The following is a 13,303-nucleotide window of genomic DNA, read 5'->3' on the forward strand; positions in this document are numbered from 1 at the left end:
CGCGCAGCCGGTGCAGGCCGGCATCACGGCGCCTTGGCCGCGTGGTCCAGCGCGAAGTTCAGCGTCACCACGTTCACCCGCGGCTGGCCGAACAGGCCCCACTGGCGGCCTTCGGTATGCGCCTGCACCAGCGCTTGTACGCGCGCCACCGGCAGGCCACGGGCACGCGCTACGCGTGCCACCTGCAGCTGAGCCGCCGCCGGCGACAGCTGCGGATCCAGGCCGCCTGCGGACTGGGTGACCAGATCCGCAGGCACCTGCGCCGGCGCGACACCTTCGCGTGCGGCTACCGCAGCCGTGCTGGCAGCCACGCGCTCGGCCAGTGCCGGGTTGCTGCGCGCCATGTTGGAACCGGCCGCGGCCATCGGGTCGTAGTTGGCGGCCGACGGGCGCGCCTGGAAGTAGCCGTCACCGGTGAACGGCTGCGACAGCCATGCCGAGCCGCGTACCTGGCCGTTGCCATCGCGCAGCAGGCTGCCCTCGGCCTGGGTCGGGTAGGCCAGGCCGGCGAAGCCGGTGGCGATACCGGCGTAGACCGCGCCGGCCAGCAGCAGCGTGGCCAGGCCCAGGCCGATCGCCGGGCGCCAGCTTGCGCCATCCTGCAGGCTGGCCACGCGGGCCTCGGCTTTCTGTTCGCGGGGAAGAGAAGACGAAGTGGAAACAGTACGGTTCATGCGCCGAATACCAGGACAAGAAGGAGGTCGATCGCCTTGATTGCCGCGAACGGCAGCAGCACGCCGCCGAGGCCGTACACCAGCATGTTCCGGCGCAGCAGCGCCGTTGCGGTGGCCGGGCGGAAGCGCACGCCACGCAGGGCGAGCGGAATCAGGGCGGGAATCACCAGGGCGTTGAAGATCAGCGCCGCCAGCACGGCGTTGCGCGGGCTCGACAGCTGCATCACGTTCAGTGCGGCCATGGTCGGAACGGCAGCGGCGAACAGTGCCGGCAGGATCGCGAAGTACTTGGAGACGTCGTTGGCCAGCGAGAAGGTGGTCAGCGCGCCGCGGGTGATCAGCTGCTGCTTGCCCACTTCCACCACCGCCAGCAGCTTGGCCGGGTCCGAATCCAGGTCGACCATGTTGCCGGCCTCTTTCGCCGCCTGCGTGCCGGAGTTCATCGCCAGGCCGATGTCGGCCTGGGCCAGCGCCGGGGCGTCGTTGGTACCGTCGCCGACCATCGCCACCAGGCGGCCACCGGCCTGCTCCTGGCGGATGCGCGCCAGCTTGTCTTCCGGCCGCGCTTCGGCGATGTAGTCGTCCACACCGGCCTCGGCAGCGATGGCGGCGGCGGTCAGCGGGTTGTCACCGGTGATCATCACCGTGCGGATGCCCATCGCCCGCAGCTGCGCGAACTTCTCGCGCATGCCGTGCTTGACCACGTCCGACAGCTCGATCACGCCCAGCACGTGGCGGCCCTCGGCCACCACCAGCGGGGTGGCGCCGTTGCGCGCCACCTGCTCGACGCGACCTGCAAGTTCCGCAGGCACGTTGCCACCCAGCGCCTGCACGTGAGCACGGATCGCATCGGCGGCACCCTTGCGGATCTGCCGCCCATGTTCCAGGTCCACGCCGGACATGCGGGTCTGGGCAGTGAAGGCCAGGTAGTCGGCATGGTCCGGTTCGGCGGTGGCGCAGCCCTGTTCGCGCGCAAGGCGCACGATCGACTTGCCTTCCGGGGTCGGGTCGGCCAGCGAAGACAGCAGCGCCGCTTCACGCAGCTGGCTGGCATCGATACCGGCCAACGGATGGAAGTGGCTGGCCTGGCGGTCGCCGTAGGTGATGGTGCCGGTCTTGTCCAGCAGCAGCACGTCGACGTCGCCGGCCACCTCCACCGCCTTGCCCGACTTGGCCAGCACATTGGCGGCCAGCGCACGGTTCATGCCGGCGATGCCGATGGCCGGCAGCAGCCCGCCGATGGTGGTCGGGATCAGGCACACCAGCAGCGCGATCAGCAACAGCGGGTCGACCTTGACGCCCACGGAGGCGCCGATCGCAGGCAGCGTCGCCACCACCACCAGGAAGGTCAGCGTCATCGCCGCCAGCAGCAGGGTCAGCGCGATCTCGTTCGGGGTCTTCTGGCGGTTGGCACCCTCCACCAGCGCGATCATCCGGTCCAGGAAGCTGTGGCCCGGCTCGGCGGTCACCCGCACGATGATCTGGTCGGACAGCACCTTGGTGCCGCCGATCACACCGGAACGGTCGGTGCCAGCCTCGCGCAGCACCGGTGCCGATTCGCCGGTCACCGCCGCTTCGTTGATGGTGGCCAGGCCCTGCACGATCTCGCCGTCGGCCGGCACCAGCTCACCGGCACTGACGATCACATGGTCGCCCGGGCGCAGTTCGGCGGCGGGTACCTGGGTTTCGGCCGCGCCCGGCTGCGGCGCAGCCAGCCGGCGCGCCACCAGATCCTGGCGGGCACGGCGCAGCGAGGCGGCCTGGCCACGGCCGCGCGCTTCGGCCACCGCCTCGGCGAAGTTGCCGAACAACACGGTCACCAGCAGGATCGCGGTCACCGCCAGGCCGAAGCCCAGCGGCGCATTGCCGGTCAGGGTGACGATGGCGGCGACGATCGTGCCGGCCATCACCACTGCCATCACCGGGCTGCGTACCAGGTGCATCGGTGACAGCTTGCGCACTGCGTCGACCAGCGCACGGCGCAGGCCGGCGCCATCGAGCAGGGCAGGGCGCGGAGCAAGGGAACTGCGGGTTGAACTTGCGTGGGTACTCATCGGGGTGTCCTTAGTGCAGTCCCAGGCTCAGGTGGTCGGCGATCGGGCCGAGTACCAGCGCCGGCAGGAACTGCAGCACGGTCAGGATGACGATCACCGAGACCAGGGTCAGGGCGAAGGTCGGGGTTTCGATCTGCAGGCTGCCGGCAGACTCTGGCGCCTGGCGCTTGGCGGCTAGCTGTGCGGCCACCACCAGCGGGATGATCAGCAGCGGGAAGCGGCCCAGCAGCAGCACCAGCGAGCAGCTCAGGTTCCACCACAGCGTGGCGTCACCCAGCCCCTCGAAACCCGAGCCGTTGTTGGCGTAGGCCGAGACATACTCGTAGAACACCTGGCTGATGCCATGGAAACCGGGGTTGGAGGTGCCCGCCAGGCCGGGTACGGCCAGGGTGATCGCGGTGAACACCAGCAGGGTGATCGGCTGCAGCAGCACCAGCAGGGCCAGCAGGCGCACCTGTGGCGTCTCCAGCTTGCGGCCGAAGAGTTCCGGCGTACGTCCGGTCATCAACCCGGCCAGGAACACACCCAGCAGCAGGTACACGATGAACTGCTGCAGGCCACAACCGATGCCGCCCCAGATCGCGCTGACCAGCATGTTGACCATCGCGATGCCGCCACTGAGCGGCGCCAGCGAATCGTGCATGCCGTTGACCGAACCGTTGGAGACCTGGGTGGTCACTGCCGCCCACAGCGCAGTGCCGTCGGCACCGAAGCGCACCTCTTTGCCTTCCATCAGCAACGGCGTGGCGGCGCTGGCGCTATGCCCTTCGCTCCACATCATCGCGCCGGTGGACAGCAGCGACATGCCCAGCATGCAACTGAACACCAGGGCGCCGAAGCGGCGCCGGCCGGTGAACGCGCCGATCATGAAGATCACCGCCATCGGCACCAGCAGGATGCCGACGATCTCCAGCGCGTTCGACAGCGGGGTCGGGTTCTCCAGCGGGAAGCTGCTGTTCGGGCCGTACCAGCCGCCACCGTTGGCACCCAGCTGCTTGGCTGCGACCATTGCCGCCACCGGGCCCAACGGCAGCTTCTGTCCGGCCATGCCGGCGCTGGCATCGATCGGCGTGGCCTGTGGCCCACCGGCCATCGTCGACGGCACGCCCTGGCTGGTCAGCACCAGTGTCCACACCAGGCACAGCGGCAACAGGAAGCGCACGCACAGGCGCACCACGTCCACGTAGTAGTTGCCCACCGCCACTTGGCGGTCATCGCCGCTACCGGTGGCGGCCGCAGTCTGCGGCGCACGCGAGAACAACGCGCGCAGCGTGGCCACCGCCAGCGCCAGGCCCATCATCGGCGTCACCACCTGCAGGCCGGTGATGCCGGTCATCTGCGAGAGGTAGGACAGCTGCGCCTGGCCCGAATAGTGCTGCTGGTTGGTGTTGGTCAGGAACGAGATCATCGTGTGCAGCGCGGTGTCCCAGCGCATGTTCGGGATCTGATCCGGATTCAGCGGCAGCCAGGCCTGGGTCATGAACACCGCCTGGGTCAGTACCGCGACCACCACGTTGCTCAGGACGAAGGCCAGCACGTAGCCGCGCCAGGACATCGAGCGCGATGGATCGACGCCGAACACCCTGTACAGCGGCTTCTCGATCCAGTGGAACAGCACGTCGACCTTCATCGGCGTGCCCCGCATCACGCGGGCCAGGTACAGGCCCAGCGGCCACGCCAGCAGCAGGCTGGCGGCAATAATCACAAGCATCTCAGTCATGGCCGGCTCCGCTCAGAACGACTCGGGCCGCAGCACGACATAAAGAAGATAGGCGGCGGCGACCAGCACCAGCACGCCACACAACAACGACAGCCAGGGGGACATTGCAATAGCGTCCTGGTGGAACCCCTCCACCTCAGGTCGCCATAGTCGTCCTGCCCACCATAAACGCACTACGCGCCGGACCGGGCCGACGCGTAAAGAGTGCATAAATTCCGTGGGCCAACCCGTAACCGGGCCCGGGGTAGCGCCGGGCCATGCCCGGCGGCAGGAGCGTCGTCAGCCTGCCGGGGCAGCCGGCGCCACGCCCTTCAGCTCGCGATAGCGCTGCAGGGTGCTTTCAATTTCCGCCTTCAACGCCTGCTGCTGCTGCAGGAACCCGGCCTGCAGGCGCTGCTGCGACTGCAGCTGCACGTGCCGCTGGCGGATCGCCTCGGCCTGCTTGTCGGCCACCTTGGCACCGGCCAGTTCGCGGTCACCGGCCGCTGACAACAGGGCTACCAGCGACTCACGCAGGCTGGTGACGTTGTACTCGGCCGTCTTCAGGTTGTTGTCCAGCACTTCCTGGCGCTCGGCGAACACCCGGCGCAGGTCGTCCTCGCTGCCATAGGTGGTCAGCATCGCCTGCTCGGTGCGCTGCCGGGTCTGCTCGGCCATCAGGTCCAGCTGCTGCTGCGCGGCCACCGTGCTGGCGGCGGCGCGCTCTTCGTCGGTCAACGCGCGCTGGACCTGCGCATTGCGCAGGCCACTTTTCGCGTTGAATTCCTCGCGGGCATGGTTGACCGCATCGGCCGGCAGCGAATCACTGCAGATCCGCTCCTTGCCCTCGTTCCAGCAGTACAGCTTCTTCTCCACCTTGTCGCCACCCCGCGACTGCGCCGGCAGCGTGAACGGCACGGCCAGCAGCAGGCCGGCAAAGAGAACAGCAGGAACTCGGGACATGACCTTTCCCCTGGTCGGTCAGCGGATCGAACGGACGCCGTACTGGGCCCGGTAGGCTTCCAGCGGCTGCCGGTAGCCCACAAGTTCCGGGTTGCCGGAGGCGAAATCAAGCAGATCGGCCAGCGATGCCACGGCGATCACCGGAATGCCGGCCTCCTCGGCCACCGACTGCGCCGCCGAACGGCGATCGGTTTCCGAAGCGATCTCCTGGCGGTCAAGCGCCACCACGATGCCGGCCGGGGTGCCACCGGCAGCGCGAATGATGCCCAGCGCTTCGCGGATCGCGGTACCGGCGGTGATCACGTCGTCGACGATCAGCACGCGCTTGCCATTCATGTCGGCGCCGATCAGCTGGCCGCCTTCGCCATGGTCCTTGGCTTCCTTGCGGTTGAACGACAGCGGCAGGTCGCGGCCACGCTGGGCCAGCTCACAGGCCATCGCGGTGGCCAGCGGGATGCCCTTGTAGGCCGGGCCGAACACCACGTCGTACTTGATTCCGGTGGCATCGATGGCATCGGCGTAGCAGGCGCCAAGCTGCGACAGCAGCGAACCGGAGTCGAAACGACCGGCGTTGAAGAAATAGGGGCTCAGCCGGCCGGACTTGAGGGTGAACTGGCCGAAGCGCAGGGCGTCGGCGGTCAGGGCCAGCTGCAGGAAACGGTGGCGGTGGTCGCTCATCAAAACTCGATTCATCTTCATTTGGAGCATAAATCCTAATCCAGCTGGGCGTTTCGCGCTCGTCCGGACCCGTGTGAAGGGCGTCGCGGCCTGGCCGGGCAGACTGCGCAGCCCCGCGGGCAACCGGTATGCTTGCCCGGTTTCCTGTCGTAGTAGGTCCCTTGCATGCGCATCATCAGTTTCAACGCCAATGGCATCCGTTCCGCCGCGACCAAGGGCTTCCTCGACTGGTTCCGTGCCCAGGACGCCGACGTCCTGTGCATCCAGGAGACCAAGGCCCAGGAAGACCAGCTGACCGACCCGATGTTCCGTCCAGACGGGCACCACTGCTTCTATCGCGACGCCATCACCAAGAAGGGCTACAGCGGCGTGGCGATCTACAGCAAGCGCGAGCCGGACCAGGTCATCACCTCGCTGGGCTGGGCGCCGTTCGACGACGAAGGCCGCTACATCGAGGCGCGCTACGGCAACCTCAGCGTGGTCTCCTTCTACATCCCGTCCGGCAGCTCGGGCGACCTGCGCCAGGGCTTCAAGTTCGAAGTGATGGAATGGCTGCGGCCGATCCTGGAGGAGTGGGCGCGCAGCGGCCGCGACTACGTGCTGTGCGGCGACTGGAACATCGTGCGTTCGGCGCTGGACATCAAGAACTGGAAGTCCAACCAGAAGAATTCCGGCTGCCTGCCGGAGGAGCGCGACTGGCTCAACGCCCTGTGCGCCGACCACGGCCAGGCCACCGATGTCGCCGCCGGCCGTGGCTGGGCCGATGCCTACCGCCTGCTCAACCCCACCGGCGAGGATTACACCTGGTGGAGCAACCGCGGCGCCGCCCGTGCGAACAACGTCGGTTGGCGTATCGACTACCAGTTCATCACTCCGGGCCTGCGCGACAAACTGCGTAGCTGTTCGATCTACCGCGACGAGCGCTTCTCCGACCACGCCCCGTTCACCGTGGACTACGACCTGTGACCGAGGCCGCCAAGCCGCGCCGACCGTGGCAGCAGGTGTTGTCCAACCTGAGCCAGCGCAAGGTGCTGGCGATGCTGCTGCTCGGTTTCAGTTCGGGCCTGCCCATCTATCTGGTGGGCAACACGCTCGGCTTCTGGATGCGCAAGGAAGGCATCGAGCTGAGCACGATCGGTTTCCTGTCATGGGTCGGGCTGGCCTACACCATGAAGTTCCTGTGGGCGCCGATCGTCGACAAGACCGACGTGCCTCTGTTCGGTCGTTTCGGCCGCCGCCGCGGCTGGATGCTGCTGTCGCAGCTGGTCGTGGTGGTGGGCCTTGTCGGCATGGCGCTGGTCCAGCCCAAGGGCGGCCAGATCCAGTTCCTGGGCATCGCCTGGCAGCACATCGTCGTGTTCGGCGTAATGGCCGTGATCGTGGCGTTTGCTTCGGCCACCCAGGACATCGTCATCGATGCCTGGCGCATTGAAAGTGCTGACAACAGCGAGCAGCTTGGCCTGCTGACCTCATCCTCGGCATTGGGCTACCGCACTGCCTTGCTGGTCACCGATGCGCTGATCCTGATCATCGCGGCCCGTGTTGGCTGGCAGGTCTCCTACGAGATCATGGCCGTGCTGATGGCGCTTGGCGTGGTAGCCGTGGTCATGGCCCGTGAACCCGCGCGGGAAGTGGCTGCCGTGCAGGCACAGGCGACTTCCCTGTGGACGCCGCGCGGATTGTTCGACGCCGTGGCGGGGCCGTTCATCGCTTTCGTCCGCGAGCATCGCAGCGGTGCGATCCTGATCCTGGTGGCCATCAGCGTGTATCGCATGGCCGACTTCGTCATGGGGCCGATGGCCAACCCGTTCTACGTCGATCTCGGCCTGGACGAGGACACCGTGGGTGCTGTGCGGGGCTCGGTGGGCCTGGTCGCGACCTTCGTCGGCATTGCTGCGGCGGGCCTGGTCTCGGTGCGCTGGGGGGTGCTGGTGGCGCTGATGGTGGGTGCCGTGCTGGGTCCTGCCTCCAACCTGGCGTTTGCCTGGCTGGCCTATTCGGGCCCGGACACGACCCATTTCGCCGTGGCCATGGCAATCGACAACTTCGCCAGCGGTTTCGCCGGTACGGCGCTGATCGCCTATATGTCCAGCCTGACCAGCATCGGATACACGGCAACCCAGTACGCGCTGCTGAGTTCGTTCTACGCGATGCCCGGCAAGGCGCTCAAGGGGCTCTCGGGGTGGTCGGTACAGACGCTCGCACAGGGCCGGACGCTGCTGGAAGGCTACGCGCTGTTCTTCGTCGGTACCGCGCTGGTGGCGATCCCGGTGGTGATCCTCTGCGCCCTGCTGATCCTGCAGCAGCGCCGTCGCCAGGCCGCCAGCGCCACCTGATTGCCTGCCCGCCCGGTCTGCGGGATCATCGCCCCCGACGCGCCGAGGGGGCGGTGCCTTGCGAACGGGGAAGTGAGCATGGCCGACGTTGTGCTGCGGGACCTGGACCCGCTGCTGCTGGAACGCATCCGACGTGTCGCGGTCGCCCGCGGCTGGACCCACGAACAGACCTGCGCCGCCTTGCTGGAGCAGGGCCTGTTCAGCAGTGAACTGGAGGTTCGCTCCGGCTTCGGCGATCCCGAAGTGGACGCGCTCTCCGACGCCATCGCCGCCCTGCAGGCCTTGCCCGCAGGGCAGGGCTTCGATTAGCGGCCGCGCCGCAATGCTGTAGAGCCGAGCCCACGCTCGGCTGCCCGGTAGATCCACGCCATGCGTGGATGACGCCACCTCACGCCAGGTGAATCGCCCCGAGGATCCGCGGCCCCTTGGCCCCGGTCACGCTCGGCAGGTTGCCGGCCAGCCCGTCCATCGTCCGCTGCGCCAGCCACGCAAAGCCCATCGCCTCCACGTACTCTGGGTCCAGCCCGTGCACCGCGCTGGACTCCACCTGTACCCCCGGCAGCCGCGCCGCCAGGCGCGTCATCAGCTGCCGGTTGCGCACACCGCCGCCACAGACCAGCAGGCGCCGGGTCCGCGGCTGCTGCGTCAGCAGCGCATCGGCCACGGTTGCCACGGTCAGCTCCAGCAGGGTGGCCTGCACATCGGCGGCAGCGTATTGGCCTTCGCCCATGTGCACCTCGGCCCAGGCCAGGTGGAACTGCTCACGGCCGGTGCTCTTCGGTGGTGGCAGCGCGAACCACGGGTCCGAACGCCAGCCGGCCAGCAGGCCCTCGTCCACCGCGCCGCTGGCGGCGTAGGCGCCGTCGGCATCGAAGGTGCGGCCGGTGTGGCGCTGGCACCAGGCATCCATCAGCGCGTTGGCCGGGCCGGTATCGAAGCCACGCACCGCACCTTCGCGCGGGATCAGGGTCAGGTTGGCGATGCCGCCCAGGTTCAGCACCGCACGGTCCTCATCGGCGGCGCCCAGCATGCCCAGGTGGAAGGCCGGCATCAGCGGCGCACCATGGCCCCCGGCGGCCACGTCACGGCGGCGGAAGTCGGATACCGTGGTGATCCCGGTCAGCTCGGCGATGCGGTTGCCATCGCCCAGCTGCACGGTGAAGGCGGGGGTGGCCAGCGGACGATGGCGCACGGTCTGGCCGTGCGAGCCGATCGCGCGGACCTGGCTGCGGTCCACGCCGGCCTCGGCCAGCAGTTGATTGGCGGCTTCGGCGAAGTTGATCGCGATCCGGGCGTCCAGCTCGCCCAGCTCCTCCAGCGAGTCCAGCGGTCCGCCTTCGCCCAGCGCCACCAGCCGCGCACGCAGCACAGGCTCCCAGCGGGCGGTCAGCCCGTGCACGAAGCGGCAGCCTCCGCCAGCGGGGAACTGCACCAGCGCGGCATCGATGCCGTCGGCGCTGGTGCCCGACATCAGGCCAAGGTACAGGGGGGCGTCAGCGTCGGCAGTCGTGTTCATGGCGGGCATAAAAAAAGGACGCGGCAAGCTTGGGCTGCCGCGTCCTTCTTCGTCAACGCAGGGGTTCAGCCGCGCTTGCGGCCGGTCGCCTGCTTGTCCTTGGCGCTGGCCACCTCGGGGGCGGCCTCGTCGCGGCTGGTCGGTGCCGGGCTGGCGTCGGCGTAGATCAGCTTCTCCATGCCCTGGATGCGGGCCATCGCCGGTGCGGTCTGCGCGCGGAAGGCGACCAGCTCGGCGCCCTTCAGCGGCTCCGGCGGCGGCATGGTCACGGTCAACGGATTGCGGTGCTCGCCGTTGACGCGGAATTCGTAGTGCAGATGCGGGCCGGTGGCCAGGCCGGTCGAGCCGACATAGCCGATCACCGTGCCCTGGGCCACGCGCTGGCCGGTCTTGATGTTCGCAAAGCGCGACATGTGCCCGTACAGGGTGGTGTGGCCGCGGCCGTGGTCGAGGATCACCACGTTGCCGTAGCCGCGCTGCACGCCGGCGAACTGCACGCGGGCATCGCCGGCGGCCATGATCGGGGTGCCGGTGCGCGCAGCGTAGTCCACGCCCTTGTGCATGCGCATCTTGCCCAGCACCGGGTGCTTGCGCGCGCCGAAAGTCGAGCTCAGCCGCGCGAACGGGATCGGCATGCGGATGAAGCTCTTCTTCAGCGAACGGCCGTTGATGTCGTAGTACTCGGACTTGCCGTTGCGGTCGAAGCGGAAGCCGGAATAGGTCTTGCCACCGGTGGTGAAGGTCGCCGCCAGGATCTTGCTGGTGTCCACCTTCTCGCCTTCGCGCCAGGTTTCATCCATCACCACGCTGAAGCGGTCGCCCGGCTGCAGGTCCTTCGAGAAGTCGATGTCGTACTTGAAGATGTCGTCGGTCATCGTCGCGATCGCCGACGGCGACAGCCCGGCGCGTCGGGCCGCGGCATACAGTGAACTGGTGATCTCGCCGCTGGTGACCACGGTGCGCGTGGAGGTCTCGCGCTGGGTCACCTTCTCCTTGATGTCGTCGCCGGTCAGGCTCAGTTCCACCCGGTTGTCGGCATCGCGGTCGAAACGGATGCTGCGCAGGTCACCGGACAGCGGCATGTCGAAGGCGATCTCGGCGCCCGGGCGGAGCTTGGTCAGCGCCTCGCGTGCACCGGGGTGGTCCAGCACCCGGTGCAGGGTGGTGGCCGGGATGCCCGCCTTGTCGAACAGATCGCTCAGGGTCTGGCCGCGCTCCACGCGCAGCACCTGCCAGCTGTCACCGGGCACCTGCTGCTGGCGGGCCATGGTCAGCGGCGGCAACGGCAGTGCCAGGCTGGTATGGCTGTCGGCAAAGGGGGCGTCGATGGTGTGCGAGAAGCCCGGGACGATCGTTGCCACCAGGGCGCCGATGGTCGCGAACAGGCTGGCGTGCATCCAATGGCGGCGGGTCCAGCGCTCATTGAAGGCGGCGGGAAGATGTTGCCTGAGCTTCCGATGCAGGGCGTTGTCGTGCAGGACGTGGAGGCGTTCCTGGAAGCGCTGCTTGCGTGCGCGGCCTTGTTCGGAATTGTGCATCGGCGGTTTTTTCCTGGCAGCCCGGGAGCGCGGGCCTGATCGCCGGTTACCATAGACACCTGAGAAAACCGCGTCAAACCCTTGTGCCCATTGGCTTTTGTGAAGCCAATCGGGTTAACTTTGCTTTAACACCCCACACAAGAATCGGCGTTGCCGGGAGTAGTCACGTGTCCTCGATTGAAGAAGCCCTTGCCCTGATCGGCCGCGGTGCCGACGAGATCCTCAAGCTCGAGGATCTGCGTGCGCGCCTGCAGGAAGGCCGTCCGCTGCGGATCAAGGCCGGCTTCGACCCCACCGCGCCCGACCTGCACCTGGGCCATACGGTGCTGCTGAACAAGATGCGCCAGTTCCAGGACCTCGGCCACCAGGTCGTTTTCCTGATCGGCGACTTCACCGGCATGATCGGCGACCCGTCCGGCAAGAGCCTGACCCGCAAGCCGCTCAGCCGCGAGGATGTGCTGGCCAACGCCCGTACCTATGAGGAGCAGGTGTTCAAGGTGCTGGACCGCAGCCGTACCGAAGTCCGCTTCAACTCGGAGTGGTTCGGCAAGATGGGCGCGGCGGACATGATCCGCCTGGCCGGCCAGCACACCGTGGCGCGCATGCTCGAGCGCGATGACTTCGCCAAGCGCTACGCCGCCCAGCAGTCCATCGCCATCCACGAGTTCCTGTACCCGCTGGTGCAGGGCTACGACTCGGTGGCCCTGGAGGCCGACGTCGAGCTGGGCGGTACCGACCAGAAGTTCAACCTGCTGATGGGCCGTGGCCTGCAGGAACATCACGGCCAGAAGCCGCAGGTGGTGCTGACCATGCCGCTGCTGGAAGGCCTGGACGGCGTCAACAAGATGTCCAAGTCGCTGGGCAACTACATTGGCATCAGCGAACCGGCCATCGACATCGTCACCAAGACCATGAAGGTGGACGACACCCTGATGTGGCGCTGGATCGAGCTGTTGTCCTTCGACATCAGCCAGGCTGAAGCCGTGCAGCTGCGCGAGCAGGTGGCCAATGGCGGCCTGAACCCGCGCGTGGTCAAGCTGCGCCTGGCGCGTGAGCTGGCGACCCGCTTCCACGACGCTGCGGCGGCCGAGCAGGCCATTGCCGGCTGGGAAGCGGCGGTGACCGGGCAGGGCGACATCACCCAGCTGCCGCTGCAGGACGTGGCGATCCCGGCCGAAGGCCTGCGTATCGCCGCACTGCTGACCGCGGCGGGGCTGACCCCGAGCAACTCCGAAGCCAACCGCAAGCTCAAGGAACGCGCGGTCAAGGTGGACGGCGAAGTAGTGGAAGACGGCCAGCAGGTGCTGCAGCCGGGCTTCGAAGGCCTGCTGCAGGTCGGCAAGCGCACCTTCGCCCGCGTGCGCCTGGTCGCCGCCTGAGACAAAGGAAGGGCCGGCGCCAGCCGGCCCTTCCTTGATGCTCTTGTAGAGCCAAGCCCGCGCTTGGCTTGCTCTTCGAGCGGTCCTCCCCCAGCGCGACGGATGAACAGATGCAACATCCGTTGAAAAAAATCGCCACACCCCCTTCACAAATGATGGGAATAGGGACATACTTCTCCTCCCCCGTCGCAGGGGTCGCCACCAAGGGGCTTCAGCGACATCAGGGCGCCCACCACCGCCGAACGAGATGATCGAACGAGGGTGTTGACGGACTGAAAAAGTCTGGCATAATGGGCGGCTCGCTACGAAGGAAACTTCGCAGCGCACGGGAACGGCGCTGAGGCCACTTCCCCGGATCTTTGAAAGTATGCGCAGGTATCTTGTGAAGGCGCCTGCAGGAAGGATGATTGTCCATCTTGCAGACGTTTGATCAAGCAACTATTAATTGTTTTAAAGCAAGCGATAC

The 13,303-nt window shown here is 67.5% G+C and carries 12 protein-coding genes; 4 read left to right on the forward strand and 8 right to left on the reverse strand.

Translation table 11 applies throughout. From position 1 onward, the window contains the following. Positions 1 to 23: 23 nt before the first annotated feature. From kdpC to pyrE, 6 genes are all read right to left on the reverse strand, one after another. On the reverse strand, positions 24 to 674 hold the full coding sequence (kdpC, locus tag AC5P6E_RS16685) for a potassium-transporting ATPase subunit KdpC (protein ID WP_049412120.1): 651 nt from the start codon (positions 672 to 674) through the stop codon (positions 24 to 26). Next, complete coding sequence (gene kdpB / locus AC5P6E_RS16690) at positions 671 to 2,728, reverse strand: potassium-transporting ATPase subunit KdpB (RefSeq protein ID WP_053442400.1); 2,058 nt, start codon at positions 2,726 to 2,728, stop codon at positions 671 to 673. Before kdpB ends, kdpC begins: the two co-directional genes overlap by 4 nt. 10 nt (positions 2,729 to 2,738) lie before the next feature. After that, positions 2,739 to 4,448: a potassium-transporting ATPase subunit KdpA gene (gene kdpA / locus AC5P6E_RS16695; protein WP_279914934.1), complete on the reverse strand. Its 1,710-nt coding sequence runs from the start codon at positions 4,446 to 4,448 to the stop codon at positions 2,739 to 2,741. A gap of 12 nt (positions 4,449 to 4,460) precedes the next feature. Continuing rightward, complete coding sequence (locus AC5P6E_RS16700; protein ID WP_005407770.1) at positions 4,461 to 4,553, reverse strand: potassium-transporting ATPase subunit F; 93 nt, start codon at positions 4,551 to 4,553, stop codon at positions 4,461 to 4,463. A gap of 174 nt (positions 4,554 to 4,727) precedes the next feature. Beyond that, entirely contained in the window at positions 4,728 to 5,390 is a 663-nt protein-coding gene (locus tag AC5P6E_RS16705) for a hypothetical protein (protein WP_049435221.1), read from the reverse strand. Positions 5,391 to 5,408: 18 nt separating this feature from the next. Further along, positions 5,409 to 6,068: an orotate phosphoribosyltransferase gene (gene pyrE / locus AC5P6E_RS16710; RefSeq protein ID WP_010486876.1), complete on the reverse strand. Its 660-nt coding sequence runs from the start codon at positions 6,066 to 6,068 to the stop codon at positions 5,409 to 5,411. 165 nt (positions 6,069 to 6,233) lie between these two features. Between pyrE and AC5P6E_RS16715 the strand changes: the two genes are divergently transcribed. From AC5P6E_RS16715 to AC5P6E_RS16725, 3 genes are all read left to right on the forward strand, one after another. Beyond that, complete coding sequence (locus AC5P6E_RS16715) at positions 6,234 to 7,034, forward strand: exodeoxyribonuclease III (protein ID WP_005420469.1); 801 nt, start codon at positions 6,234 to 6,236, stop codon at positions 7,032 to 7,034. Next, positions 7,031 to 8,404 carry an AmpG family muropeptide MFS transporter gene (locus AC5P6E_RS16720; RefSeq protein WP_317613863.1) on the forward strand — a complete coding sequence of 458 codons (1,374 nt, stop codon included), beginning with the start codon at positions 7,031 to 7,033 and terminating at the stop codon, positions 8,402 to 8,404. The genes AC5P6E_RS16715 and AC5P6E_RS16720 overlap by 4 nt, the downstream gene beginning before the upstream one ends. 78 nt (positions 8,405 to 8,482) lie before the next feature. Then, entirely contained in the window at positions 8,483 to 8,713 is a 231-nt protein-coding gene (locus AC5P6E_RS16725) for a hypothetical protein (protein ID WP_005420465.1), read from the forward strand. A 79-nt stretch (positions 8,714 to 8,792) separates the two neighbouring features. Here AC5P6E_RS16725 and AC5P6E_RS16730 read toward each other — a convergent pair whose 3' ends face one another. Together AC5P6E_RS16730 and AC5P6E_RS16735 are read right to left on the reverse strand one after the other, a co-directional pair. Beyond that, entirely contained in the window at positions 8,793 to 9,920 is a 1,128-nt protein-coding gene (locus AC5P6E_RS16730) for an anhydro-N-acetylmuramic acid kinase (protein WP_329835145.1), read from the reverse strand. A gap of 65 nt (positions 9,921 to 9,985) precedes the next feature. After that, complete coding sequence (locus AC5P6E_RS16735) at positions 9,986 to 11,458, reverse strand: M23 family metallopeptidase (protein WP_010486866.1); 1,473 nt, start codon at positions 11,456 to 11,458, stop codon at positions 9,986 to 9,988. A 167-nt stretch (positions 11,459 to 11,625) separates the two neighbouring features. Between AC5P6E_RS16735 and tyrS the strand changes: the two genes are divergently transcribed. Beyond that, complete coding sequence (tyrS, locus tag AC5P6E_RS16740; RefSeq protein WP_191850509.1) at positions 11,626 to 12,837, forward strand: tyrosine--tRNA ligase; 1,212 nt, start codon at positions 11,626 to 11,628, stop codon at positions 12,835 to 12,837. The last annotated feature ends 466 nt before the right edge of the window (positions 12,838 to 13,303 follow it).

This window comes from Stenotrophomonas sp. YJH_SMC_16, assembly GCF_059367875.1.

Excerpts from the sequence above, each read along its gene's own strand:
- AC5P6E_RS16715 (WP_005420469.1), top strand. The coding sequence starts at position 6,234 with ATGCGCATCATCAGTTTCAACGCCAATGGCATCCGTTCCGCCGCGACC.
- kdpC (WP_049412120.1), bottom strand. The coding sequence starts at position 674 with ATGAACCGTACTGTTTCCACTTCGTCTTCTCTTCCCCGCGAACAGAAA.
- AC5P6E_RS16725 (WP_005420465.1), top strand. The coding sequence starts at position 8,483 with ATGGCCGACGTTGTGCTGCGGGACCTGGACCCGCTGCTGCTGGAACGC.
- AC5P6E_RS16705 (WP_049435221.1), bottom strand. The coding sequence starts at position 5,390 with ATGTCCCGAGTTCCTGCTGTTCTCTTTGCCGGCCTGCTGCTGGCCGTG.
- AC5P6E_RS16700 (WP_005407770.1), bottom strand. The coding sequence starts at position 4,553 with ATGTCCCCCTGGCTGTCGTTGTTGTGTGGCGTGCTGGTGCTGGTCGCC.
- kdpA (WP_279914934.1), bottom strand. The coding sequence starts at position 4,448 with ATGACTGAGATGCTTGTGATTATTGCCGCCAGCCTGCTGCTGGCGTGG.
- kdpB (WP_053442400.1), bottom strand. The coding sequence starts at position 2,728 with ATGAGTACCCACGCAAGTTCAACCCGCAGTTCCCTTGCTCCGCGCCCT.
- AC5P6E_RS16730 (WP_329835145.1), bottom strand. The coding sequence starts at position 9,920 with ATGAACACGACTGCCGACGCTGACGCCCCCCTGTACCTTGGCCTGATG.
- AC5P6E_RS16735 (WP_010486866.1), bottom strand. The coding sequence starts at position 11,458 with ATGCACAATTCCGAACAAGGCCGCGCACGCAAGCAGCGCTTCCAGGAA.
- pyrE (WP_010486876.1), bottom strand. The coding sequence starts at position 6,068 with ATGAGCGACCACCGCCACCGTTTCCTGCAGCTGGCCCTGACCGCCGAC.